Origin of the sequence: Agrobacterium sp. MS2 (assembly GCF_003261015.1) — a bacterium.
Classification (GTDB): Bacteria; Pseudomonadota; Alphaproteobacteria; order Rhizobiales; family Rhizobiaceae; genus Agrobacterium; species Agrobacterium pusense.
The window spans coordinates 535,217-559,968 of record NZ_QLNF01000084.1 but is presented as its reverse complement, the minus strand read 5'-3'; the positions used below and the strand labels follow the sequence as shown (position 1 = coordinate 559,968).

General features: G+C 58.5%; 22 protein-coding genes and 1 riboswitch. Of the genes, 14 read left to right on the top strand and 8 right to left on the bottom strand.

The genetic code is table 11. The features are described 5' to 3' along the window. Window positions 1–431: 431 nt before the first annotated feature. The gene (gene recQ / locus DOU54_RS22890; protein ID WP_113380961.1) at window positions 432–2,240 is read left to right on the top strand and encodes a DNA helicase RecQ; all 1,809 of its coding nucleotides are present in this window, start codon (window positions 432–434) and stop codon (window positions 2,238–2,240) included. Between the two features lie 50 nt (window positions 2,241–2,290). On the opposite strand, the gene DOU54_RS22885 is transcribed toward recQ, so the two are convergent. Next, window positions 2,291–3,523, bottom strand: coding sequence for an ROK family transcriptional regulator (locus DOU54_RS22885; RefSeq protein ID WP_004439004.1), 1,233 nt, complete (start codon window positions 3,521–3,523; stop codon window positions 2,291–2,293). Window positions 3,524–3,787: 264 nt separating this feature from the next. Between DOU54_RS22885 and DOU54_RS22880 the strand changes: the two genes are divergently transcribed. From DOU54_RS22880 to nrdF, 8 genes are all read left to right on the top strand, one after another. After that, window positions 3,788–4,810, top strand: a complete 1,023-nt coding sequence (locus DOU54_RS22880) for a sugar ABC transporter substrate-binding protein (RefSeq protein ID WP_004439006.1) — start codon at window positions 3,788–3,790, stop codon at window positions 4,808–4,810. A 224-nt stretch (window positions 4,811–5,034) separates the two neighbouring features. After that, window positions 5,035–6,117 (top strand): ABC transporter permease, encoded by a 1,083-nt coding sequence (locus tag DOU54_RS22875; protein ID WP_004439008.1) that lies wholly within the window; start codon window positions 5,035–5,037, stop codon window positions 6,115–6,117. After that, window positions 6,117–6,899, top strand: coding sequence for an ATP-binding cassette domain-containing protein (locus DOU54_RS22870; protein WP_004439010.1), 783 nt, complete (start codon window positions 6,117–6,119; stop codon window positions 6,897–6,899). The genes DOU54_RS22875 and DOU54_RS22870 overlap by 1 nt, the downstream gene beginning before the upstream one ends. After that, entirely contained in the window at window positions 6,896–7,525 is a 630-nt protein-coding gene (locus DOU54_RS22865; protein ID WP_113380818.1) for a nucleoside triphosphate hydrolase, read from the top strand. The genes DOU54_RS22870 and DOU54_RS22865 overlap by 4 nt, the downstream gene beginning before the upstream one ends. A 132-nt stretch (window positions 7,526–7,657) precedes the next feature. Continuing rightward, a riboswitch (cobalamin riboswitch) is annotated at window positions 7,658–7,881 on the top strand. Window positions 7,882–8,177: 296 nt separating this feature from the next. Next, window positions 8,178–8,399 (top strand): glutaredoxin-like protein NrdH, encoded by a 222-nt coding sequence (gene nrdH / locus DOU54_RS22860; protein WP_004439013.1) that lies wholly within the window; start codon window positions 8,178–8,180, stop codon window positions 8,397–8,399. 11 nt (window positions 8,400–8,410) lie between these two features. After that, complete coding sequence (gene nrdI / locus DOU54_RS22855; protein ID WP_004439016.1) at window positions 8,411–8,809, top strand: class Ib ribonucleoside-diphosphate reductase assembly flavoprotein NrdI; 399 nt, start codon at window positions 8,411–8,413, stop codon at window positions 8,807–8,809. 11 nt (window positions 8,810–8,820) lie between these two features. Continuing rightward, a complete protein-coding gene (nrdE, locus tag DOU54_RS22850) occupies window positions 8,821–10,983 on the top strand; it encodes a class 1b ribonucleoside-diphosphate reductase subunit alpha (protein ID WP_286079953.1) in 2,163 nt (720 codons plus the stop codon). A gap of 16 nt (window positions 10,984–10,999) precedes the next feature. Continuing rightward, the gene (gene nrdF, locus DOU54_RS22845; RefSeq protein ID WP_113380821.1) at window positions 11,000–11,974 is read left to right on the top strand and encodes a class 1b ribonucleoside-diphosphate reductase subunit beta; all 975 of its coding nucleotides are present in this window, start codon (window positions 11,000–11,002) and stop codon (window positions 11,972–11,974) included. Between the two features lie 25 nt (window positions 11,975–11,999). Here the strand turns inward: nrdF and DOU54_RS22840 are convergent, their stop codons facing one another. Beyond that, a complete protein-coding gene (locus DOU54_RS22840; protein WP_113380822.1) occupies window positions 12,000–13,112 on the bottom strand; it encodes an alpha/beta hydrolase in 1,113 nt (370 codons plus the stop codon). Window positions 13,113–13,264: 152 nt separating this feature from the next. On the opposite strand from DOU54_RS22840, the gene recF reads away from it, so the two are divergent. From recF to DOU54_RS22825, 3 genes are read left to right on the top strand one after another with little or no spacing between them, the layout of a single operon-like run. Further along, entirely contained in the window at window positions 13,265–14,392 is a 1,128-nt protein-coding gene (gene recF, locus DOU54_RS22835) for a DNA replication/repair protein RecF (protein WP_113380823.1), read from the top strand. 22 nt (window positions 14,393–14,414) lie between these two features. Further along, complete coding sequence (locus DOU54_RS22830) at window positions 14,415–15,182, top strand: molybdopterin-synthase adenylyltransferase MoeB (RefSeq protein WP_037089577.1); 768 nt, start codon at window positions 14,415–14,417, stop codon at window positions 15,180–15,182. Further along, complete coding sequence (locus tag DOU54_RS22825; RefSeq protein WP_113380824.1) at window positions 15,179–15,655, top strand: GNAT family N-acetyltransferase; 477 nt, start codon at window positions 15,179–15,181, stop codon at window positions 15,653–15,655. The genes DOU54_RS22830 and DOU54_RS22825 overlap by 4 nt, the downstream gene beginning before the upstream one ends. A gap of 60 nt (window positions 15,656–15,715) precedes the next feature. Here DOU54_RS22825 and DOU54_RS22820 read toward each other — a convergent pair whose 3' ends face one another. Next, window positions 15,716–16,720, bottom strand: coding sequence for a 2-hydroxyacid dehydrogenase (locus DOU54_RS22820; RefSeq protein ID WP_004439034.1), 1,005 nt, complete (start codon window positions 16,718–16,720; stop codon window positions 15,716–15,718). A 180-nt stretch (window positions 16,721–16,900) separates the two neighbouring features. Here DOU54_RS22820 and DOU54_RS22815 point away from each other — a divergent pair, with 180 nt between their 5' ends. Beyond that, window positions 16,901–17,434: an SH3 domain-containing protein gene (locus tag DOU54_RS22815; protein ID WP_034496360.1), complete on the top strand. Its 534-nt coding sequence runs from the start codon at window positions 16,901–16,903 to the stop codon at window positions 17,432–17,434. Here DOU54_RS22815 and DOU54_RS22810 read toward each other — a convergent pair. After that, the gene (locus tag DOU54_RS22810; protein WP_004439040.1) at window positions 17,427–18,419 is read right to left on the bottom strand and encodes an adenosine kinase; all 993 of its coding nucleotides are present in this window, start codon (window positions 18,417–18,419) and stop codon (window positions 17,427–17,429) included. The two genes, DOU54_RS22815 and DOU54_RS22810, sit on opposite strands and share 8 nt — an antisense overlap. Before the next feature lie 464 nt (window positions 18,420–18,883). On the opposite strand from DOU54_RS22810, the gene DOU54_RS22805 reads away from it, so the two are divergent. Further along, complete coding sequence (locus DOU54_RS22805; protein WP_004439041.1) at window positions 18,884–19,828, top strand: AEC family transporter; 945 nt, start codon at window positions 18,884–18,886, stop codon at window positions 19,826–19,828. A gap of 5 nt (window positions 19,829–19,833) precedes the next feature. On the opposite strand, the gene DOU54_RS22800 is transcribed toward DOU54_RS22805, so the two are convergent. From DOU54_RS22800 to truB, 4 genes are all read right to left on the bottom strand, one after another. Beyond that, window positions 19,834–20,850, bottom strand: a complete 1,017-nt coding sequence (locus DOU54_RS22800; protein ID WP_077986513.1) for a class I SAM-dependent methyltransferase — start codon at window positions 20,848–20,850, stop codon at window positions 19,834–19,836. Window positions 20,851–20,925: 75 nt separating this feature from the next. Beyond that, window positions 20,926–23,073, bottom strand: coding sequence for a polyribonucleotide nucleotidyltransferase (gene pnp, locus DOU54_RS22795; protein WP_006699832.1), 2,148 nt, complete (start codon window positions 23,071–23,073; stop codon window positions 20,926–20,928). 279 nt (window positions 23,074–23,352) lie between these two features. Continuing rightward, complete coding sequence (rpsO, locus tag DOU54_RS22790) at window positions 23,353–23,622, bottom strand: 30S ribosomal protein S15 (RefSeq protein WP_004439050.1); 270 nt, start codon at window positions 23,620–23,622, stop codon at window positions 23,353–23,355. A 181-nt stretch (window positions 23,623–23,803) separates the two neighbouring features. Further along, on the bottom strand, window positions 23,804–24,751 hold the full coding sequence (gene truB / locus DOU54_RS22785) for a tRNA pseudouridine(55) synthase TruB (protein ID WP_004439053.1): 948 nt from the start codon (window positions 24,749–24,751) through the stop codon (window positions 23,804–23,806). Between the last annotated feature and the right edge of the window lies 1 nt (window position 24,752).

Sequence of the window (24,752 nt, the reverse complement as noted above, 5' to 3'; positions counted from 1 at the left end):
GCAGGTTCAAATCCTGCCCCCGCAACCAAAATTACGAAGAAAGCCAACACGAAAGCCCTCTCCCAAAAGAGGGCGTTCTTGCGTTTTGGGCATAGCTCTACGACAGCACAAATCCAGCCCCCGAGCACGCGCGCAAGTGGATGCACCCAAACACAGTCGAACAATCCGAAAACAACCCGGCTTCACAAAGTCCCGGATGCGACCCTGGCCCGAAGCCGTGCAATCTGAAGCCATACAGGAAGCCGCTCGTTCCAGGCGTCCCTCCGGGGAGGACCCGACCGGATGGCTTGTGATGTCGGCGTGCCTCAAGCGGTTTCTGTACGCCAACGCCTGACGCAGCTTCTGTCTTAGCGGCCAATTCCACATTCGGGATTGCCATGGAACCGAAACTGGCGATGATGCGCCATCCTCGAGACACAGAAGAAGAAGCCGTGAACGACGATCCGTTGCAAATCCTCAAGACCGTTTACGGCTATGACAGCTTCCGTGGGCGACAGGCGGAAATCATTCGGCATGTCTCGTCCGGAAACAACGCCTTCGTGCTGATGCCGACGGGTGGCGGAAAGTCACTGTGTTACCAGATTCCGGCGCTCGCCCGCAAAGGCATGGGGCTGATCGTCTCGCCGCTGATCGCGTTGATGGTCGATCAGGTGGCGGCGCTTCGGCAGGCCGGCGTGCGGGCCGAGGCACTCAACTCCGACCTTTCGCCAGAAGAGCGGCGTGCGCTCTGGCAGGCCATGCGCTCCGGAAATGTCGATATTCTCTATGCTGCGCCGGAAACCCTTCTCAAACCGGAGGTTCTCGAAGCACTTCAATCCATTGATCTGTCACTGATCGCTGTCGACGAGGCTCACTGCCTTTCGCAATGGGGGCACGACTTCCGTCCGCCCTATCGCCAACTCGATCTGCTTATCGAGCGTTTTCCGAATACGCCGCGCATGGCGCTGACGGCAACAGCCGACGAACCTACCCGCGCCGAAATCCTCGGCCATCTGGATATCAAAGAGGACGATGCCTTCATCGCGGGTTTCGATCGTCCCAATATCCGCTACGCGATCATGGAAAAGGATAATCCCCGCGCTCAGCTCAGACGTTTTCTGAAAGACCGGGAAGACCAAAGCGGCATCGTTTACTGCTTGTCGAAACGCAAGGTCGAGGAAACGGCTGCCTGGCTGCGCGAAGAAGGACGTGACGCACTGCCTTATCATGCCGGCATGGACAAAGCCGCGCGGGAGGAGAACCAGACCCGTTTCCAGCACGGCGAAGCCGTCATCATCGTCGCGACGGTTGCCTTCGGCATGGGCATCGACAAACCGGACGTACGTTTTGTCGTCCATATTGATCTGCCCGGCAGCATTGAAGCCTATTATCAGGAGACCGGCCGTGCAGGCCGTGATGGTCTCCCGTCCGACGTGCTCATGCTCTACGGTTATGAAGACATTGGGTTGCGTAATCGTTTCATCGAGGAATCGGACGCGGCGGATCAGCGCAAACATATGGAGCGGCAGAAGCTCGACGCGCTGCTTGGCCTTGCGGAGACGGCAAGCTGCCGCAGGCAGATATTGCTTTCCTATTTCGGCGACAGATGCGAGCCATGCGGCAATTGCGATACATGCGCGGAGCCGCCGGATCTGTTCGACGGCGCCATAGCCGCCCAAAAACTGCTTTCCTGTATTTACCGCACCGGAGAAAGATTCGGACAAGCCTATGTCATCCGCGTCCTGCTGGGCCTCGAAGACGAAAGGATTTCCCGATTCGGGCATGATCGCATAACCACTTATGGCATCGGTAAGGAGCACGACAATCGCACCTGGCGCGCCATTCTTCGCCAACTGGTCGCGTTGCGACTGATTGATGTCGATTTGTCCGGACATGGCGGATTGTCCATTTCCGCCGACGGGAGGCAGTTCCTGCGTGAAAAACCGTCGCTGATGCTGAGAATACCATCTACGCCCCGTGCAGCCCGGCAGCAGGCGCCGCGAAACGCCGCATCGGCCGCCCTGCCAGAGGCTGACCGCGGCCTCTTTGAGGTTCTGCGCGCAAAACGCATGGAAATCGCCCGCGCACAGAACGTTCCGCCTTATGTGATTTTTCACGATAAGACGCTCATCGAGCTTGCCGCCGCAAAACCTGTCTCCGTGAAGGATATGGCGCAGATTCCAGGCGTGGGGGATACCAAACTGGAACGTTACGGTCCGGCCTTTCTTGAGGCGATCATGCAGCATGCCGCCAGCGACTGACCGGCCGACACCCAGAGGAAATCCAGTCGGAATAAGTCACATGAGCCGGGTCAACCGGTCGTGTCTTTAAACAGAACGTTCTGATCGATGAGGTAACGGGAAAACAAGGGCAGGCTGGCGCCACCGATTGCACGCGCCTGGCTGCCGACGGCGCCTTCGACGATCTCCGGCAGCGTGACGCCCTGAAGATCGTGGCGTTTGAGCGCTTCCCGGGTGGCGGCGACGATCCTTGTCCTGACCCAGTCCGGAAAGCCGCCATCAATGATGACGCTGGAAAAATCGATGATGGATGCTGCGGCGATGACAGCCTGGGCCAAGGCTGCCGCAGTTTTTCCGATCCAGCTTTCCAGCGGCTCGCCAAAATCGATCCATTCGTCGGGCGAGAACCAGAGGGGTCGCGGATCGATGCCCCTTTCGCGCAGCATGTTCTCAAGAACGAAGATGGATGCAATTTTGAGGAGCTGAACGGTATTACCATCCTCCCCCTGGACGGGCAGTGGGCCGATTGCGCCTGCGGTACCGGTCTTTCCGGAAAACAGCGCTGAATTCAGGACAACGCCGCCGCCTATGAAGGAGCCGATAAAGACGTAGAGAAAATCGGTATAATTCTGGCCCGCACCAAATACCAGTTCAGCTCCGCAGGCGCTGGTTGCGTCATTCTGCAGGAACACCGGGTAGCTGACGTTTTCGGCGATGCCTGCCCGAATATCGACATCCCGCCACCGTTCCATCTCAATCTGCGGCGCCCCGACCTCCTGCGCCCAGTTCCAGAGTTCGAACGGGGCGGCGATACCTACACCGGCTATTTTCTGCCGTTCTGCGGGGGAAAGCTTCGATTCCAGTTCCGCCATACCCTCGATCACGAAGGGTAATATCCATTCCGGCAGCGGATAGGGGTAGGTCCTGCGGAGCTTGAGCCTGATGTGACCGACAAAATCCATCAACACCAGATCGACGCTGCGCCGGCCGATCTTGACACCGAAGGAGAACACGGCGTCGGGATTGAGGCGCATTGGGGTCGATGGTTGGCCGACCCTGCCGCGCAGCCTTTCGCCGCGAATGAGAAGCCCGTCCTTTTCGAGTGAGCGCATGATAACCGAAACGGTCTGCGCGGAGAGACCGCAAAGTCTGGCAATTTCGGCTTTTGACAACCCGCCATGGCGGCGAACGAGAGAGAGCACAAGCCGCTCGTTATAAGCGCGTACACCGATCTGGTTGGCGCCACCGCTCATATCCATGGTAGTGGGCGGCGCTTGCTGCGCCGTCTCGACAGATTGTCTCATAATGTCATCCTCCCGCCTTCCATATCTGCCGCGGCCGATACAGCTGGCTTTATGGCAATCTTGCTATCGCAACGTAAACGTCATTGGCGATATTCCTCCATGCCGGGCCTCAGAATGCCACACAGAATTAATAATTCAATCGGATTTATTTATTGACAGCCGTTTCCTTTGGTGGTTCCATCGGAGCTAACGATCATTGTTCTCGGAGGAGACGAGATCGTCGGGTAGCCGAATAGGTGCTCAAATATCCATTGGGAGGATCTCATGAAGACCACTGTTTCCGCTCTTCTGGGCGCGCTTGCGCTTGGCGTTTCTTTCGCTTCCGCCGCTTCCGCCGCCGACACATCTGTTTGCCTCATCACCAAGACCGACACCAATCCATTCTTCGTCAAGATGAAGGAAGGCGCGACTGCGAAGGCCAAGGAGCTTGGTGTGACGCTGAAATCCTATGCAGGCAAGATCGATGGCGATTCCGAAAGCCAGGTCGCAGCGATCGAGACCTGCATCGCCGATGGCGCCAAAGGTATTCTGATCACAGCATCGGATACCAAAGGCATCGTTCCGGCCGTGCAAAAGGCACGTGATGCGGGGCTTCTGGTCATTGCCCTCGACACGCCTCTGGAGCCTGTCGATGCCGCTGATTCCACCTTTGCCACCGACAATCTTCTGGCTGGCGAGCTGATCGGTAAGTGGGCCGCCGGCACGCTGGGCGACAAAGCCAAGGACGCAAAAATCGCCTTCCTCAACCTCACCCCTTCCCAGCCGACTGTGGATGTGCTGCGCAACCAGGGCTTCATGAAGGGCTTTGGCATTGATGTGAAGGACATCAACAAGATCGGTGACGAGAACGACCCGCGTATCGTGGGCCACGATGTCACCAATGGTAACGAGGAAGGCGGCCGTGCAGCGATGGAGAATCTGCTGCAGAAGGACCCGACCATCAATGTCGTCCACACCATCAACGAACCTGCGGCTGCCGGCGCTTATGAGGCGCTGAAGGCCGTCGGCCGTGAAAAGGACGTGCTGATCGTTTCCGTCGATGGCGGTTGCCCGGGCGTCAAGAACGTCGCGGAGGGCGTTATCGGCGCGACCTCGCAGCAATATCCGCTGTTGATGGCGGCGCTTGGCGTCGAAGCCGTCAAGAAGTTTGCGGACACGGGTGAAAAGCCGAAGCCGACAGCAGGCAAGAACTTTGTCGACACCGGCGTGACGCTGGTAACCGACAAGCCGGTCAAGGGCCTCGACTCGATCGATACGAAGGAAGGTCTCAACAAATGCTGGGGCTGATGCCTCACCGTTGAAACCCGCGGGGGCATTCGTGCCCCCGCCCTTGGGCCAGAATGAATATCAGGCACGATCCGGGGGATCGGACAAAGGAACAAACGAGCGCGTTGCGCGCCCTTCGGGGATGACAAAGGCCGCTTCAACACTTTGAAATCTACGCATCACTCTCTTTGGAGATAGACCTCGGTGTCAGGGCGGATGCGATGGAGCGATCGGGAGGAAAATCCATGAGCGATCAGCCGGTGCGGGCTCAGCCGCATAATGAATTTGAAAAAGTGCTCTCCGGAAGTTCGACGCAGGTCGCCGCTTTCGATACGCACGACAAGAGCGCGCTGGAAAAATTCCAGCACTTTCTCCATTCCAGTCCGGCGGCCGTGCCGCTTATCGTTCTGGTGCTGTCGCTGATTATTTTCGGCCTGCTCCTTGGCGGCAAGTTTTTCTCGGCCTTCTCGCTGACCCTCATCCTGCAGCAGGTCGCGATCGTCGGCATCGTCGGCGCGGCACAGTCGCTGGTCATCCTGACGGCGGGCATCGACCTTTCGGTCGGCGCGATCATGGTTCTGTCCTCGGTAGTCATGGGGCAGTTCACTTTCCGTTACGGTCTGCCAGCGGAGCTCTCCATTCTCTGTGGTCTCGCCGTTGGCGCATTTTGCGGCTTCATAAACGGCGTTCTGGTTTCGCGCATGCGCCTGCCGCCTTTTATCGTCACGCTTGGCATGTGGCAGATCGTGCTCGCGACCAACTTCCTCTATTCCGCAAATGAGACGATCCGGGCTCAGGATATTGCCCAGCAGGCACCGATCCTGCAATTTTTCGGCGCCAATCTTCGTATAGGCAATGCGGTCTTCACCTACGGCGTCATCGCCATGGTTCTGCTTGTTGCTCTGCTCTGGTATGTCCTGAACCGCACCGCCTGGGGCCGCCATCTTTATGCCGTGGGTGACGATCCGGATGCCGCAGAGCTCGCCGGTGTCAATGTCAAACGTATGCTGACCACTGTTTACACCCTGTCAGGCCTCATCTGCGCCTTTGCCGGTTGGGCTCTCATCGGCCGCATCGGGTCGGTTTCGCCGACTGCTGGCCAATTCGCCAATATCGAATCCATCACGGCGGTGGTTATCGGCGGCCTATCACTGTTCGGTGGACGCGGCTCCATCATGGGCATGATCTTCGGCGCCCTGATCGTCGGCGTCTTTTCGCTCGGCCTCAGGCTTATCGGGACAGACCCGCAATGGACCTATCTGTTGATCGGCGTCCTCATCATCTTGGCTGTCGCAATCGACCAGTGGATCAGAAAGGTAGCAGGCTGATGACAAAAGAACCCATTCTCACAGCACGCAATCTCGTTAAGCGCTATGGCCGTGTGACCGCCCTGGATCACGCCGATTTCGATCTCTACCCGGGCGAAATCCTGGCCGTGATCGGCGACAACGGCGCCGGAAAATCCTCTCTCATCAAGGCGATTTCAGGCGCGGTTACGCCCGATGAGGGGGAAATCCGGCTGGAGGGCCAGCCTGTGCAGTTCCGTTCGCCGATTGAGGCGCGCAAGGCGGGTATTGAGACCGTCTATCAAAACCTGGCCTTGTCTCCTGCACTTTCCATAGCCGACAATATGTTTCTTGGCCGGGAAATCCGTAAGCCCGGCATACAGGGCAGCCTCTTCCGCGCGCTGGATCGTCCGGCAATGGAAAAATTCGCCCGCGAAAAACTGTCGGAACTCGGCCTGATGACGATCCAGAACATCAATCAGGCGGTGGAAACCCTCTCGGGCGGTCAGCGCCAGGGCGTCGCGGTGGCACGTGCAGCCGCCTTCGGTTCCAAGGTCGTGATCCTCGACGAACCGACTGCCGCGCTTGGGGTCAAGGAAAGCCGCCGTGTCCTGGAACTTATTCTCGACGTGCGTTCCCGCGGCCTGCCGATCGTTCTGATTTCGCATAACATGCCGCATGTTTTCGAGGTTGCCGACCGCATCCATATCCATCGGCTTGGCAAGCGCCTGTGCGTCATCAATCCGAAGGACTATTCCATGTCGGATGCCGTCGCCTTCATGACCGGTGCCAAGGAAGCACCGAAGGAAACGCTCGCCGCATGACGCTGAAGCTTGAGACGATCGTCGAAGAGGTTCTTCAGCGGGCAGAAGGCCACTCCCGTTTCATCGTCGCGATTGCCGGTCCCCCTGGGGCCGGCAAATCCACGTTGGCGGATGCTCTTTGCGACGCCTTGCGCGCACGGGGCGAAACGGCCGCCATTCTGCCCATGGACGGCTTCCATATGGACAATGGCATCCTCGAAGAGCGAGGACTGCTGCCAAGGAAGGGTGCGCCGGAAACATTCGATGTGCGTGGCTTCCTCGATATCGTCTCCGCCGTTCGCAAGGGCGGGCAGGAGGTGCTTGTCCCGGTGTTTGATCGCTCCCGTGAAATCGCCATCGCGTCTGCCCGTGCGATTGCTCCGGAAACACGCTTCATCCTCGCCGAGGGCAATTATCTGCTGCTGAACGAAGCGCCCTGGACAAACCTTTCCGGAAGCTTTGATCTCACTATCTTCGTGGGTCCGTCCGTCGCGGTGCTGGAAGAGAGGCTGCGAAACAGATGGCTGGGTTATGGTCTCGATGCAGCTCAGATCCACGCCAAGCTTTTCGCAAACGATCTTCCCAACGGGAAAAGGGTGATCGAAAACGCCCGTCCCGCCGATATCCATATCGATATCTGCGAATAGATTAGGATCTTCATCTCCCGCGCGGTGTGTCCGGCCCGCCGTTAAGTCATTGTTGGCCATGTGTTGAATCTTTTTGATCCACAGGGCGGGGCTTTTGTGTGTCTATTTATTGACGAGAAAATTTCCTCATATACTATATGTGGTGTTCGAGGTTCTTCCGATTCGCAAGGATTGGGAGCTAAGACGGGAATTCGGTGCGTAACGCCATCATGGTGAAGCAAGGCCGAAACTGCCCCCGCAACTGTAAGCGGCGAGCATCGTTCCGATTTGAGTCACTGGAGCTGAGCGCTCCGGGAAGGCCGGAATAGATGTTGTGACCCGCAAGTCAGGAGACCTGCCTTGAGCGCAAACGTCCACGGGCGGGGTGTCCGGAGGAAGGTGTAGACGCAGATGATTTGCGTGCGCCCTTTTCTGCCCCCTCCAGAACAAGCTTCGGGGTGAAGTCATGCCAGTGCATATTTTTGAGTTGCTACGCTCATCTGCGTAGGGAGTGATTTTCTGCGGCTTTCAGCAGTTCCAGGAGAACCAGTCGGAGTTCCCGAGAAAACTCCGAGAGAGCACGCCCTACCTGAATGACAAAACCACCGCCGCCCGATTGCGATTGCAATCGGCAACGCTTTGCCGCGTCCAAAATAGCTTCGAAAGGGAAATTATGACCATCACCGTTTACAGCAAACCCGCCTGCGTCCAGTGCACCGCCACCTATCGCGCACTCGACCGCATAGGCGTTCCCTATGAGATCGTCGATATTTCCGAAGATGCTGACGCTCTCGATCATGTCCGTGGTCTCGGTTACATGCAGGTTCCGGTGGTGGTTGCCGGTGAACGCCATTGGGCGGGGTTCCGGCCGGACATGATCGGCTCGATCGGCTGAGGCGGCAGGCGATGGGTCTGATCGTCTATTATTCCAGTCGTTCCGAAAACACCCATCGTTTCCTTCTGAAACTGGGGCGGCGGTTGCTTCGCCTGCCGCTCGGCGCTGAGGATGACGTGCCTCAGGTGTCGGAACCCTATGTGCTCGTCACGCCCACCTATGGCGGCGGCGGCACCAAGGGTGCCGTGCCGAAGCCGGTCATCCGGTTTTTAAACGAACCCTCCAACCGCAATCTCATTCGCGGCGTCATCGCGGCGGGAAACACCAATTTTGGCGCAGCTTTCGCATCCGCCGGAGACATCGTCTCGCGCAAATGCGCGGTGCCGTTTCTCTATCGCTTCGAGCTTCTCGGCACTGAGGAGGATGTCGCCAACGTCAAACATGGATTGGAACGATTTTGGACACGCTGACCGCTAACGCGCTGCGCAAGGACACCAAACAGCCAACAGCCGCAAGCCAGACGCCGCTCGATGCAGGCCTGGACTACCACGCGCTGAACGCGATGTTGAACCTTTATGACGAGAACGGAAAAATCCAGCTCGACAAGGATCGTCTTGCTGCCCGTCAATATTTCCTCCAGCACGTCAACCAGAACACGGTGTTTTTCCATAACCTCAGGGAAAAGCTCGATTATCTGGTAGCGGAGGGCTACTACGAACAGGAGGTGCTGGACCAGTATTCCTTCAATTTCGTTCGTGACCTCTATGACGAGGCCTATGCCCGGAAGTTTCGCTTTCCGACCTTCCTCGGTGCGTTCAAATATTACACCTCCTACACGCTGAAGACCTTCGACGGAAAACGTTATCTGGAGCGTTACGAGGATCGCGTCTGCATGGTGGCGCTTTCCCTTGCGCGCGGTGATGAGCAGCTGGCGCGCAATCTGGTCGACGAGATCATTTCCGGCCGCTTCCAGCCAGCGACCCCGACGTTCCTGAACGCGGGCAAGAAGAGCCGCGGCGAGCTGGTCTCCTGTTTCCTGCTGCGCGTGGAAGACAATATGGAAAGCATCGGCCGCTCCATCAATTCGGCGCTGCAGCTCTCCAAGCGCGGCGGCGGCGTTGCCCTTTCACTGACCAATATTCGCGAGGCTGGCGCGCCGATCAAACAGATCGAAAACCAGTCCTCCGGTGTCATACCCGTGATGAAGCTACTGGAAGATTCGTTTTCCTATGCCAACCAGCTCGGCGCCCGCCAGGGTGCGGGTGCTGTCTATCTGCATGCCCACCACCCCGACATCATGCGTTTCCTCGATACCAAGCGTGAAAACGCCGACGAAAAAATCCGCATCAAGACCCTGTCGCTCGGCGTCGTCATCCCCGACGTCACCTTCGAGCTCGCCCGCAACAACGAGGATATGTATCTGTTCTCTCCCTATGATGTGGAGCGGGTCTACGGCGTGCCCTTCACCGAAATCTCGGTGACGGAAAAATACCACGAGATGGTCGCCGACAGCCGCATCCGCAAGAAGAAGATCAAGGCGCGCGAATTCTTCCAGGTGATCGCCGAAATCCAGTTCGAGAGCGGTTATCCCTACATCATGTTTGAGGATACGGTGAACCGCGCCAATCCGATTGCCGGTCGCATCAGCATGAGCAATCTCTGCTCGGAAATCCTGCAGGTCAGCGAAGCGAGCGCGTTCAACGCCGATCTCTCCTATAGTCACATGGGCAAGGATATTTCCTGCAATCTCGGTTCGTTGAATATCGCCACGGCAATGGATTCGGCCGATTTCGGCAAGACCATTGAAACCTCCATCAGGGCACTGACGGCGGTTTCGGACATGAGCCACATCTCCTCCGTTCCGTCTGTTGAAAAGGGAAATGACGAAAGCCATGCCATCGGGCTCGGTCAGATGAACCTGCACGGTTATCTGGCGCGCGAGCGCATCTTTTATGGCTCGGAGGAAGGCATAGATTTCACCAATATCTATTTCTACACCGTGACGTATCACGCTATCCGCGCCAGCAACCGGCTGGCGGTGGAAAGAGGCCAGAGCTTCAAGGGCTTTGAAAACTCCCAATATGCCTCGGGCGAGTATTTCGACAAATATACCGACCGGAAATGGTTGCCTGCGACGGAGAAGGTCCGCGACTTGTTCGAAAAGGCCGGTATCGCCATTCCGACCCAGGAAGACTGGAAGATCTTGAAGCAGGAGGTCATGGCATCAGGCCTCTATAACCAGAACCTTCAGGCCGTGCCGCCGACAGGCTCGATCTCCTATATCAACCACTCCACATCCTCCATTCATCCGATCGTCTCGAAGATCGAAATCCGTAAAGAGGGCAAGATCGGCCGAGTTTATTACCCGGCTTCTTATCTCTCGAACGACAATCTCGAATATTACCAGGATGCCTATGAGATCGGCCCTGAAAAGATCATTGATACCTACGCGGCGGCTACCCAGCATGTCGATCAGGGCCTGTCTCTGACGCTGTTCTTCCGTGATACGGCCACGACCCGCGACATCAACCGGGCACAGATTTATGCCTGGAAGAAGGGCATCAAGACCATCTACTACATCCGTTTGCGCCAGATGGCGCTGGAAGGCACGCAGGTTCAGGGCTGCGTTTCCTGCACGCTCTGATTTGAGGGAAAAGTCCATGAACATCGCCGTAAAACCCGTGTCCCGCATCCGCGCGGTCAACTGGAACCGCATCGAGGACGACAAGGACCTCGAAGTCTGGAACCGCCTGACCTCGAATTTCTGGCTGCCGGAAAAGGTGCCGCTTTCCAACGACATCCCCTCCTGGGGAACACTGAGGCCCGAGGAGCAGAAATTGACGATCCGTGTCTTCACCGGCCTGACATTGCTGGACACAATCCAGAACGGCGTCGGCGCGGTGCGCCTGATGGCGGATTCGGCAACACCGCATGAGGAGGCGGTTCTCTCGAATATCTCATTCATGGAGGCGGTGCACGCCCGTTCCTATTCATCGATCTTCTCGACGCTGTGCCTCACGCCTGACGTCGATGATGCCTATCGCTGGTCGGAGGAAAACGAGTTCCTGCAGCGCAAATCCGCACTGATCATGCGGGAATATGACAGCGGCGATCCGCTGAAGAAAAAGATCGCCAGCGTCTTTCTGGAAAGCTTCCTGTTCTATTCCGGCTTCTACCTGCCGATGTTCTGGTCAAGCCGCGCCAAGCTTACCAACACGGCGGACCTGATCCGCCTGATCATCCGCGACGAGGCCGTGCACGGCTATTATATCGGCTACAAGTTCCAAAGGGCGATAGACCGTCTTAATGAAAACGAAAGGCAGGAGATCAAGGATTTCGCCTTCGACCTGATTCTTGAGCTTTACGACAACGAGGCGAAATATACCGAGGACCTCTATGACGGCGTCGGCCTGACTGAGGACGTCAAGCAGTTCCTGCACTACAACGCCAATAAGGCCCTGATGAATCTGGGTTACGAGGCACTGTTTCCCGCCGAGGCTTGCCGGGTCAATCCGGCGATCCTTTCAGCGCTCTCGCCCAATGCAGATGAGAACCACGACTTCTTCTCCGGCTCCGGCTCGTCCTACGTCATCGGCAAGGCGGTCGCGACCGAGGACGAAGACTGGGACTTTTGAAACCTTTGGGCAACCCGCAGTATTTTCACTGCGGGTTCACCACTTGGCTGGCAAGCCGGAAGGGGCTCGATACGGTCGCGCCGATGGCATCGAACACGAAAGCGCCCGCACGGCCGATGCCGTTTTGTCCATTGCCGTTGCGGCTTGCCTCCAGCTGCGGCACGAGTGACGCCAAAGCAGCATAGCGGTCGTGGTTGAGCGGGTCAGACGCCTTCAGCTTGGAAATATCCACGAACTGAACGCCCTCCTTGAGGGCGGCGTCCTGCACCTTCGGATCCGTGACGTCAAGTGCGCCGATCCGCGTGACGTCTGCGCCCAGTATGGAGGAGGCTTTCAGGGCGCGGTCGTCCTTGGAAACCAGAACGGTGAGCGGCGGGTTGAGCCGGCCAACCACCTCGATCTGTTTGCGGAAGACATCGGCATCGATGTCGGGCGCGGCAAGAACCACCTGCAGCTTGGCAATAACGTCGCTTCGCCCCTCGAAACGCAATTGGCGTAGCGCTTCCATGACCAGCCAGCCGCCCATGCTATGGCCGAAAACGACAATGTTCTTGCGTGGAGAACGGCGTGTGAGGTCTGTCAGCAGATTGGCGAGTGCGTCACGGGAGTAGGTCGCCGATTCCTTGTCGGCAACGTAGCCGGCGACATTCGCCTGCGAGGGCCAGGAAAATACCAGCGGCACGCCATCCAGATTGGCATCGGCTGCCATCTGCGCTGCCCGGAAAAGCGCTTCCTGATAGCTGTAATTATAGCCATGCACGAAAAGCGCGATCTGCTTGCCGGAGCGGGTGATATCTCCGAGGTCATCGTTGAAACGAGCCTTGCTCAACATCTGCGCCTGCGTGACGACAAAATCCTTCTTCGCGTCGGGTTTGCCGGTCGACCACTCAATGTTTCCACTCTTGTGGGTGGGCGGTATCGAAATGTCGAAGCGGGCATAATTCGGTTCGGCCGCTCTGAGCGCACTGAAGCCCTTTTTGGCCTCCTCGCTTTTTTCGCGCGTGCTTGCCACATAGGCGGTCACGATTTTGGCATCCTTCGCCCTGGTGTCGACCGCTTGCAGCACGTCCGCTCCCGGCCGTCCGGCGCAGGAGGAAAGAAGACCGAGCATGATGAAAAGAGGCAGAAGGAGACGCATGGAAGAGTTACCGGTGATAACGAACCGGCTATAAATAGCCGCCCGCTAAAAAAGTTGCCACTACTGAATAATTCGCATGGTTTCGGCGCTAGGCAATAAACATGGACAAGAGCCGCCTTGCCATTGGGGCAGCTTCGTTTTAGGCCGTAACCATGACGAACAAGGTCTCGCTTTCCCGACTGAAACTCACGGACTTCCGCAACTACGCGGCGGCATCGCTTTCCCTGGATGACCGCCATGTGGTGCTGACCGGCGACAATGGGTCCGGCAAGACCAACCTTCTGGAGGCGGTGTCGTTTCTGTCGCCCGGACGCGGACTTCGCCGCGCGGTTCTGTCCGACGTCACGCGCGTGGGTGCGCAAGCTACCGGCTTTTCTATTTTCGCAGATGTCGATGGCATGGATGGCGAGGTCGCAATCGGCACGGGGATTGAAGGCGATGGCGAGGTGGTGTCGCGCCGGCTGCGGCTGAACGGCACGGCAGTCAAATCCGTCGATGAATTGACCGACCATCTGCGCGTCCTGTGGCTCACCCCCGCCATGGACGGCCTTTTTACAGGCTCATCGTCTGACCGCCGGCGTTTCCTTGACCGACTTGTGCTATCGCTTGATCCCGCCCATGGTCGACGCGCCAGCGATTTTGACAAAGCTATGCGTGGGCGTAACAGACTGCTTTCCGAGGGCCGTTTTGATCCGGTCTGGCTGGATGGTATCGAAAAGCAGATGGCTGAACTCGGCATCTCCATGGCGGTTGCCCGTTATGAGATGCTCGGCCTGCTCCGGAGTTTGATCGAAGGGCGGACGGGCGATGCGGCCTTCCCCTCTGCGACGCTGTCGCTTTCCGGCTTTATGGATGATGGCCTGAACCGTCCCGCCGTCGATCTGGAAGACGAATATGGCTTGATGCTGCGTGAAGGTCGCTACCGGGACGCCGCCGCCGGGCGCACGCTTGATGGGCCGCACCGTGTCGATCTCTTCGTGCGGCATGCGGAAAAGGACATGGAAGCCGAACGCTGTTCGACGGGGGAGCAGAAGGCGCTGCTGGTGGGTCTGGTGCTCGCGCATGCGCAGCTGACCGCCAACATGACGGGTTATGCACCGGTTCTGCTGCTGGACGAGATTGCCGCTCATCTGGACGAGGGCAGGCGGGCGGCCCTGTTCGATCTCATCCACGCGCTGGGGGGACAGAGTTTCATGACTGGAACGGATGCGGCCATGTTCTCCGCCCTTGGCGAGCGGGCACAATTCTTCAATGTATCCCACGGGAGCATCACCGCATGAAGGCAAAGAGAGGGAGTGCGACATGGACCCGCTGAGCCCGGAAGAAATAGAACGCTACAAACGCCATATCCTGCTGCCGGAAATCGGCGGTGCAGGCCAGCAACGGCTGAAGGCCGCGCGCGTGCTGGTCATCGGGGCGGGTGGTCTCGGTGCGCCCGTGCTTCATTATCTCGCCGCCGCCGGCGTCGGCACACTCGGCATGATCGACGATGACGTCGTGTCTCTCTCCAACCTTCAGCGCCAGGTGATCCACGATAGCGGGACGATTGGCGAGCAGAAGACGGAAAGTGCCCGAAAGGCCATTGCTCGCCTCAATCCTCATGTGCGTACAATCGTGTATGAAGACCGCTTTTCGCAGGTCTGGGCGCATGATCATTTGCAATCTTTCGATCTCCTGATTGACGGATCGGACAATTTCGACACTCGATATTCCGCAGCGGACGCGGCGGAAACGGCAAAAAGGCCGCTGGTGACGGGCGCCGTTGGCCGTTTTGATGGTTCTGTGACGGTGCTGAAGCCCTATGAAACAAATGCCGAAGGCACGTTGCTGCCCGGCTATCGTGACCTGTTTCCCGAGCCGCCGCCGCAGGGGCTCATCCCGAATTGTGCGGAAACAGGGATTGTCGGCGCGCTGACCGGCGTTATCGGCACGCTGATGGCCATGGAGGCGATCAAGCTGATCACCGGTGCCGGCGAACCGCTGATTGGCCGTCTGCTCCTCTATGACGCCCTGTCGGCGCGTTTCGAAACAGTGCGATACAAGCGGCGTCAAGGGACAAAGAAAACATGATGGAAATCAAAAGAATTGGCGACGACTTCGACCGCTGGCATGAATTGCTGGCGCTTATCATGACGTCCTTCGCTTACATGGATGGCGTCATCGACCCACCATCTTCAGCCCATCGCCTGACGCCTGAAAATCTTGCCGAAAAGGCAAGGGCGGAGATTGCTTTCGTGGTTTTGGACGGGAATGAACTGCTGGGCTGCCTTTTCTGCAGGCCGGAGCCGCCATCCTGTCTTTACGTCGGCAAATTGTGCGTTTCCCCGAAAGCGCAGGGAAAGGGCATCGGTAAAATGTTGCTGGCGCAAGCCGAGGCCTTGGCCCGTGAACTGGCGCTGCCGGCGCTACGGCTGGAAACTCGGATTGAGCTTGTCGCCAATCATGCAAAGTTCGGGGCTTGGGGTTTCGTCAAGACGGCAGAAAATGCCCATGCGGGATATGATCGCACGACCTCGATCGAGATGACCAAGATCCTCGGCTGAAGCGACTTCCCTCCGGCGCGATTGACAAGAACCGGGAGGTCCGATCTTCGGGCCTCTGTTTCAGTTTCGCCCGGGCAACACCCGGTTCGGCGGGCGGTGACCATCGAACAGCGTGCGGATATTGATGATGACCTTGTCACCCATCTCGATGCGGCCTTCGATTGTCGCTGAACCCATATGTGGAAGCAGCACCACCTTGCCTTCCTTGGCAAGCTTGATGAGCTTGGGGTTCACCGCAGGCTCGTTCTCGTAGACATCCAGTCCAGCGCCGGCGATCTTGCCCTCGCGCAGGCACTGGATCATCGCTGCCTCATCGATGATGTCGCCGCGCGCGGTATTGACGATGTAGCTCGTCGGCTGCATCAGCGCGAGCCGCCGGGCGGAAATCAGGTGATAGGTCGCGGGCGTCGAAGGGCAGTTGACCGAAACGATGTCCACCCGCGCCAGCATCTGGTCGAGACTGTCCCAATAGGTCGCTTCGAGCTCCGCCTCCGTCGCCGGATTGACGCGTTTGCGGTTGTGATAGTGAATGGAAAGCCCGAAAGCCTTGGCGCGCCGCGCCACCGCGGTGCCGATGCGGCCCATCCCGACAATACCGATGCGCTTGCCGGAAATGCGCCGTCCCAGCATCCAGGTTGGTGACCAGCCGAGCCACTCATCCGCGCCATTGGCAAGCACGCGTGTGCCCTCGATCATGCGGCGCGGTACGGCCAGCACCAGCGCCATGGTGATATCGGCGCTGTCCTCGGTCAGTACGTTGGGCGTGTTCGTCACGGTGATGCCCTTGCGGGCCGCGGCGTCCACATCCACATGGTCGATGCCGTTGGAGAAACTCGCGATCAGCTTCAGCTGCGGTCCAGCCTGCTCGATCATCGGGGCGGTAATGCGATCGGTGACCGTTGGCACCAGCACGTCCACCCGCTGCATGGCGGCGACCAGTTCTTCCTCGCTGCGCGGGGTGTCATCGATATTGAGTTCTGCGTCGAAAAGTTCGCGCATTCGGGTTTCGACGACATCAGGCAATTTGCGGGTGATATAGACTGTCGGTCTCTTCTTGGGGGTCATCGTTTGCCGCTGCCTTGTTCAGAAGTCATTAACCAGAAAGAGCGATAATTTCTTTCAATCAGGGCGTTTCTACCAGACCCACCGGCGAAGACAAACAAAACTCGCTGAAGCTTGAGGCATGTGGAAACGAGCCTCCTTAAATATCATCCGGTTTGCAGAAGGCGGGAAACGGAAATGGGCATGCGCAGTGTGGTTTCTATTGTTTGCATTGCATTGTCTTTGGGCCTCCTCGGTGCGGCAACCGACGCCATGGCGCAGGGCGCCGCGAAAGGCGCCAGCGGCCTGCCGCTGCCGCGTTTTGTCAGCCTGAAATCCAAACGCGTGAACATGCGCATCGGTCCGAGCACGGATTACGCCGTGTCATGGATGTATCTGAAATCCGGGATGCCGGTCGAGATCATCCAGGAATATGAAAACTGGCGGCGCATCCGTGATGCCGATGGGACGGAAGGCTGGGTCAACCAAGCCCTTCTCTCCGGTGAGCGCACGGCCGTCGCTGCCCCATGGATGCGCGGCAAGGGCAAGGAAGTCTATGTCAACATGCGTCGCGAGGCGCAGTCCGGCGCAGCCGTCGTGGCACGGCTTGAGCCGGGCGTGGTCTTCAGGATCGGCGAATGCAATGGGGACTGGTGTCGCGCCGAGGCCGGTCAGGCCTCGGGCTGGGTTTCGCAGGGCGAAATCTGGGGTGCTTACCCGGGTGAAGCCTTTAAATAAGGCCGTGCTTCTCGCCAAGCGCCTTCAGCGATGACATGGGACGAGGCCCGACCTGCTGAATGACAGCGGCAGCCGCAAGGCAGCCAAGCTTGCCGCAATCTTCGAGCGACCGGTCCTGCGTATAACCGAACAGGAAGCCGGCGGCGAAAAGATCGCCCGCACCCGTCGTGTCGACCACGTCATGCACCGGATAGGCATCCACCTTCACGCGTTCCGTGCCGCGCAGGATAACCGCGCCTTCTTCGCTCATCGTCACCGCCGCGATCTTGCAGTCGGCGGCGATCCTGGTCAGCGCAAGCTCGAAGTCGTCGGTTTCATAAAGGGAAAGCGCTTCCTGCTTGTTGGCGAAAACGATATCCACTGTGCCGGAGCGCATCAGATCGAGAAACTCCTCACGGTAACGGCCGACGCAGAAACTGTCGGAAAGCGTCATGGAAACTTCGCGGCCGTTTTCATGAGCAATGCGGGCGCATTCGCGGATCGCATCCTTGGCGCGCGGCGGATCCCACAGATAACCCTCGAAATAGGTGACCTTGGTCTGCGCCACCACGTCATCTTCCACATCCTCAGGGCCCAGATCGACGCAGGCGCCGAGATAGGTGTTCATCGAACGCTCGCCATCTTCGGTCACGAAGATCATCGAACGGGCCGTTGGCGGAAAGGTGCCTTGCGGCTTGGTTTCGAAATAAACGCCCTGAGCGCGGATGTCGTGCTGGAAGATTTCGCCGAGCTGGTCTTCCGCCACCTTGCCGAAATAGGCAGCCTTGCCGCCGAAATTCGCCACACCCGCCGCCGTATTGCCAGCGCTGCCGCCGGAGGCTTCGAGAGCCGGCCCCATCAGCGAATAAAGCAGCTCTGCCCGTTCTGCGTCTATGAGGTTCATCGCCCCTTTGGTAATGGCATTGTCGTTGAGAAAGCGGTCATCGCAGCGGGAAATGATGTCGACGATGGCATTGCCGACAGTCAGTACGTCAAATTTCGTCATTGGCCCTATCCGGTTCGCACGGGGTGTGCGTCTTTTTTTCAAAGGTCTTAAACATTTCTGGCGGCAAGAAAAGCCTAAAGCGGAAATATGCGGTTCTGCGCGAAAGAAGAAAACGCGTCATTTGCCTGTAATATGGTTAAGCTATCTCTGCGACCAGAGCAGAGGTGTGTGAATGCGTACCGAAGTGGAAGACATGAGGTCTTCTGGCTCAACCGTTATCTCCGCCACGGATGTACTGGCGGCATATAACGGACATAAAAGGCGGGGGAGACCCCGCTTTTTCTTTTAGGCAGACGTCACCATCGCATGGGCCGCACGCCCGCCCGGTAGATGTGGTGCGAAGGCTGCCCAGCCTTCCATGCCGCGATTAAAACCGGAACATGAAGCGTTTTCGGATTCCATTCCGGCCGAAAAGGCTCTAAAGCGGAGTATCCTCCCGCAAAAGCCGCGAAAGCTTTCCCTCCATGTCTGCCGTTGCCGCGAATGTCGCCCCGATTTTCATTCTCATCCTGATCGGCTGGTTGACCGTGAGAGCTGGCCTCTTCCGGGCAGACGCAGGAGAAATCTTGAGCGACTTCGTCTTCAAGATCGCCGTGCCGACCTTGATTTTCCGTACCCTTGCGGAAGCGAATTTCCACGGTGCCTCGCCGTTCCGGCTCTGGCTCACTTATTTTGCTGGCGTGGCCGTCACCTGGACAGTCGGGCATATCGTCACCCGCCATGTGTTCAAGCAGGATGTCCGCATCGCCGTCATTGCCGGCATCTCCTCGGCCTTTGCGAATAATATCTTCATTGGCCTGCCTCTTGTCGGTCGCTCCGTGGGCGACGAAGGGCTGGTTGCCCTTTCCATCCTGCTCGCCATCCACCTGCCGGTCATGATGATCGCCGGCACGATCCTGATGGAAAATGCAACGCACAAGGCAATCGGTGGAGAAAAGCGCAGCACGGCCGCGGTCTTCAAGCAGGTCGGCAGAAATCTCGTCACCAATCCTCTTGTGATTGGCCTCGTCATAGGGCTTTCGACCAACGTTTCCGGTCTGGCGCTGACGCCTGTCCTGAAAACAGTGGTGGATCAGATCGCCTCCATGGCAGGACCCGCAGCCCTGATCTCGCTGGGCATGGCGCTGACGAAATACACCATCCGCGGCAATATGGGCATTGCCGTCACCATGACTTTTTTTAAACTGTTGCTCCTGCCAGCCTGTGTCTGGGCCATGGGCCATGTACTCGGGCTAAGCCGTGAATGGACGGCGGCGCTTGTCCTCACCTCGTCGGTGCCAACGGGCGTGAATGCCTGGCTCATCGCCAACCGTTTCGGCATCGGCCACAGCGTTGCGGCCTCAACCATCAGCATATCCACGGCGACCGGTGTCCTTTCCGTGTCGCTATGGGCCTGGCTATTGAGCTGATTTTCTTACTTCTGGGCGCTCAGAATCTTGAAGCGGGCATTTCGGCATACTTCCGTGCTGGTGCGGAATTCTGCTGCCAGCACCGGCTCATAGGGCAGCCCGCGATTGGCGACCATCAGCAACTTGCCACCGCTGCGCAGCGCCCCGGCCGCAGCCTTGATGAAGGCCTGACCCAGCGCCGGCTCTGCCGCCTGTCCACTTGAATGGAAAGGCGGGTTCATAATGATGAGGTCGTATTTCTCCTTCGGCGGCTCGTTTGCCAGATCCTGCCAGAAGAAACGCGCCGTCAGGCGAGGGTTGTTTTCGAGAAGATTGGTCTTGGCGAATTCGAGCGCATTCCAATCCGCTTCGAACAGATCGATACGGGCCGTGCGCGGCGATTTTTCCGCCAGCATGATGGAGAGATAACCCCAGCCGGCACCGAAATCGGCAGCATTGCCGTCGAAATCGGTCGGCAGGCGCGATGCGAGCAGTTCCGAACCATCATCCACGCGGTCATGCGAGAACATGCCGGGCAGGGCAGTGAAGCGGCCTTCCACCGTCACGGGCTTCTGAGCAAGTTTCGACACGACGGCAGAGATATCGTCCGGCCGTTTGAACCACAGGGCGACGCCGTGATATTTCGGCGTCGAGTCCACCTCGATGCCGAGCTTTGTCAGCGTCTTACGCAGCGTCAGAATACCGTCTTCCTTCGATCCGGCTGCGACGATCAGGCCGCCGGCCTTCACCCGGGAAAGCGCTTCAGCGACACGGTTTTCATTTTCGCCGCGGTGTTTGCCGCAAAGCAGCAGCGCCGCATCGTAATCTTCGCCCGAAATATCCGGAGTGACCTTTGCACCCTGAGCTTCAAGAGCGCGATAGAGCGGCCGAAGATGCTGAACCGCGACGATCTCCGCGTCGAAACCGTCGAGCCGCGGACCCGCCTCCGCTCCCAGAAAAAGAACGCGTTCGCCGTTTTTCGGCATGGCAAGCATGTCAGAGGCAAAGGGATGGAAAAGAGTTTTTACGGCGTCACGGCTCATGGGAGCATCCTCACGGTAGAATAGAAAAAAGGCGCGGGCAAAACCCGCGCCTCGACAGGATCTGGTGGCGCGGCCTTATTCGGCAGCGGCTTCACCGTCTTCCTTCTTCTTGTCGGCAACAATTTCCTTGCCGCTTTCCTGGTCGACAACCTTCATGGACAGGCGAACCTTGCCGCGCTCGTCAAAGCCCATCAGCTTGACCCAGACCTTGTCGCCTTCCTTGACGACGTCGGAGGTCTTGGCAACACGCTCGGAAGCGAGCTGCGAGATGTGGACGAGGCCGTCACGGGCGCCGAAGAAGTTGACGAAAGCGCCGAAGTCAGCGGTCTTGACAACAGTGCCCTCATAGATGGCGCCGACTTCCGGTTCTGCAACGATCGAGTGGATCCACTTGCGGGCCGCTTCGATTTCCTTGCCGGAAGAAGAAGCGATCTTGACGGTGCCATCGTCTTCGATGTTGATCTTCGCGCCAGTCTTTTCGACGATTTCGCGAATGACCTTGCCGCCGGAGCCGATGACTTCACGGATCTTGTCGACCGGGATGTTCATCACTTCGATGCGCGGCGCAAATTCGCCGAGCTGACCGCGGCTCTCGGTGATGGCGTTGGCCATTTCGCCGAGAATGTGTTTGCGGCCACCCTGTGCCTGCTCCAGAGCGATCTTCATGATCTCTTCGGTGATACCGGCGATCTTGATGTCCATCTGCAGCGAGGTGATGCCGTCAGCCGTACCTGCGACCTTGAAGTCCATGTCGCCGAGGTGGTCTTCGTCACCGAGGATGTCGGAGAGAACCGCGAAACGGTCGCCTTCGAGGATGAGGCCCATGGCGATACCGGCAACCGGCTTGGCAAGCGGAACGCCTGCGTCCATCAGCGCCAGCGAGGTGCCGCAAACCGTTGCCATCGACGAGGAGCCGTTGGATTCGGTGATTTCGGAAACGACGCGCAGCGTGTAGGGGAACTGTTCGGCAGTCGGCAGCATCGGACGGATAGCGCGCCATGCGAGCTTGCCGTGGCCGATTTCACGACGGCCCGGAGAGCCCATGCGGCCTGTTTCACCGACCGAGTAGGGCGGGAAGTTGTAATGCAGCAGGAAGCGTTCCTTGTACATGCCGGTGAGGCTGTCGACATACTGCTCGTCTTCGCCGGTGCCGAGGGTCGCAACAACGATCGCCTGGGTTTCACCGCGGGTGAAGAGCGCCGAACCGTGCGTGCGCGGCAGAATGCCGACTTCGGAAACGATCGGGCGAACGGTCGACAGGTCGCGGCCGTCGATGCGGCTCTTGGTGTCGAGAACGTTCCAGCGAACAATCTTGGCCTGAAGGTGCTTGAAGACAGCGCCGATTTCTTCCGGCGTGTACTTGGCTTCGCCTTCTTCCGGCAGGAAGTGCGCCTTCACCTTAGCCTTGACGGCGTCGACGGCGGCGTAACGGGCGGCCTTTTCGGTGATCTTGTAAGCGTCGCGCAGTTCAGCTTCGGCGAGTGCCAGCATCTCGTTTTCGAGAGCGGAAAAATCTTCCGGTTCGAATTCGCGCGGTTCCTTGGCGGCAACTTCGGCGAGCTTGATGATCGCATCGATAACGGGCTGGAAACCGCGGTGACCGAACATGACCGCGCCGAGCATGACGTCTTCGTTGAGTTCCTTGGCTTCCGATTCCACCATCAGGACGGCGTCCTGCGTGCCGGCAACAACCAGGTCCAGAACCGACTCATCCATCTCGTCGAGATGCGGGTTCAGAACATATTCGCCGTTGATGTAGCCAACGCGCGCGCCGCCGACCGGGCCCATGAAGGGAACGCCGGAAAGCGTGAGCGCCGCGGATGTGGCGATCATGGAGAGGATGTCAGGATTGTTTTCCAGGTCGTGCTGGATAACGGTGACGACAACCTGGGTGTCGTTCTTGTAACCTTCAGGGAAGAGCGGACGGATCGGGCGGTCGATCAGGCGCGAGACCAGCGTTTCGTTTTCGCTCGGACGGCCTTCACGCTTGAAGTAACCGCCGGGGATCTTGCCGGCTGCGTAGGTCTTTTCCTGATAGTTGACGGTGAGCGGGAAGAAATCCTGACCCGGCTTCGGAGACTTAGCGGAAACCACAGTCGCGAGAACCATGGTCTCGCCGTAGGTTGCGATGACGGCGCCATCAGCCTGACGGGCAACCTTGCCGGTCTCGAGCTTCAGCGGGCGGCCTGCCCATTCGATTTCCACGGAGTGTTGATTGAACATATCTTGTCCTTGGTTGTGGCTGCCCGCCCGGTCATCGTGACCGGCCGTGGCAGCGCTGTGACTCAATCACGGGCAAGACAGCGGGAGGCTTGGACGGGCAAGCATCCGGCAATCCTGCCCCATGACAGGTCTGCGGTTGAAAAAGGCGGCACCGGCCCATCCGGTTCACCCTTATCGCCCGGGGGCCACATCTGCGGCAAACGCCCGGAAAATCATGCGGCCTGAAGGGCCGGAATTAAAAACCGGCGGGCATCATTGAGAAGCCCGCCGGAAACCTTATTAGCGGCGAATGCCGAGAGCACCGATCAGCTTGGTGTAACGGGCTTCGTCCTTCTTCTTCAGATAGTCGAGAAGCGAACGACGGCTCGAAACCAGGGTCAGAAGGCCACGACGCGAGTGGTTGTCCTTCTTGTGATCCTTGAAGTGACCGGTCAGGTTGTTGATCCGCTCGGTAAGGATTGCGACCTGAACTTCCGGCGAACCGGTGTCGCCTTCCTTCGTTGCATATTCCTTGATGAGGGCGGCTTTACGCTCTGCAGTAATCGACATCGGACGATCCTTTCAGTTTTAAGGAAAACGGGACGCCTAGAGCCGGGATGTCGTCCAGCTCTGGCCATGAAAAGCGAAGGCAAAGCCCAAGCTGGCGCTGCCTATAAACTATTCCGGGTGCAATGGAAAGAGGCGATTGACAGCGCTCCGCCACGCGTCAGCAAACGCGTGACGGTCCGACTCAGCCGAAAACCCTCTTCGGGCGAAACTCGCCTTCGCCGATTTCGCCAATGGCGACCAGCTTGCCATGTGCCGTAGCGTAGGCTTCCGGATGGCTGGCCGGCGCATCGCGCCCGCGCAGCAGGATAGGGTTGCCCATCTTCAGCCGGTGCGCCTGGTCGTCATTGATAATAAGGCGGGGAAGGGCGGAAAGCGCTTCGGCCGTGTCGATCAGATAGGCGTCCAGCGCTTCCAGCCGCTCGTCGCGGTCTTCAACGGCTTCAAGCGCGGTGAGCGTTTCGAGCGGCACCATCATGTCTTCGCCGAATGGAGCGACCATGGTGCGGCGCAGTTCCGAGATATGGCCGAAACAGCCGAGATCGCGGCCCATGTCACGCGCAAGCGCCCGCACATAGGTGCCTTTGCCACATTCCACTTCGAAATGGGCCGTATCGGCATCCGGGCAGGCCAGCAACGTCAAGCGATGGATTTCCACCTCGCGTGCGGGAATTTCCACGGTCTCGCCGTCACGTGCCAGATCATAAGCGCGTTCACCGGCGATCTTGATAGCGGAGAATTGCGGCGGGGTCTGCATGATCACGCCGGTATAATTGGGCAGAAGATCGCGGATCGCCTGCTCGTCCGGGCGCTGATCGGAAGATTCGACCACTTCGCCTTCCAGATCGTCTGTCGTGCGCTGCTCGCCCCAGGTCACTGTGAATTCGTAGATTTTCCGGCCGTCCATGACGTACGGCACGGTCTTGGTGGCGTCACCAAGCGCGATCGGCAACATGCCGGAGGCCAGCGGATCAAGCGTGCCCGCATGGCCTGCCTTCTGGGCATTGAACAGCCACTTGATCTTGGAGACGGCCTCGGTAGAGCCGAAATCGAGCGGCTTGTCGAGGATCAGCCAACCGGAAATCGGACGGCCCTTGGGTTTGCGGTTCTGCTGTTTGCGTGGTTTGGACATG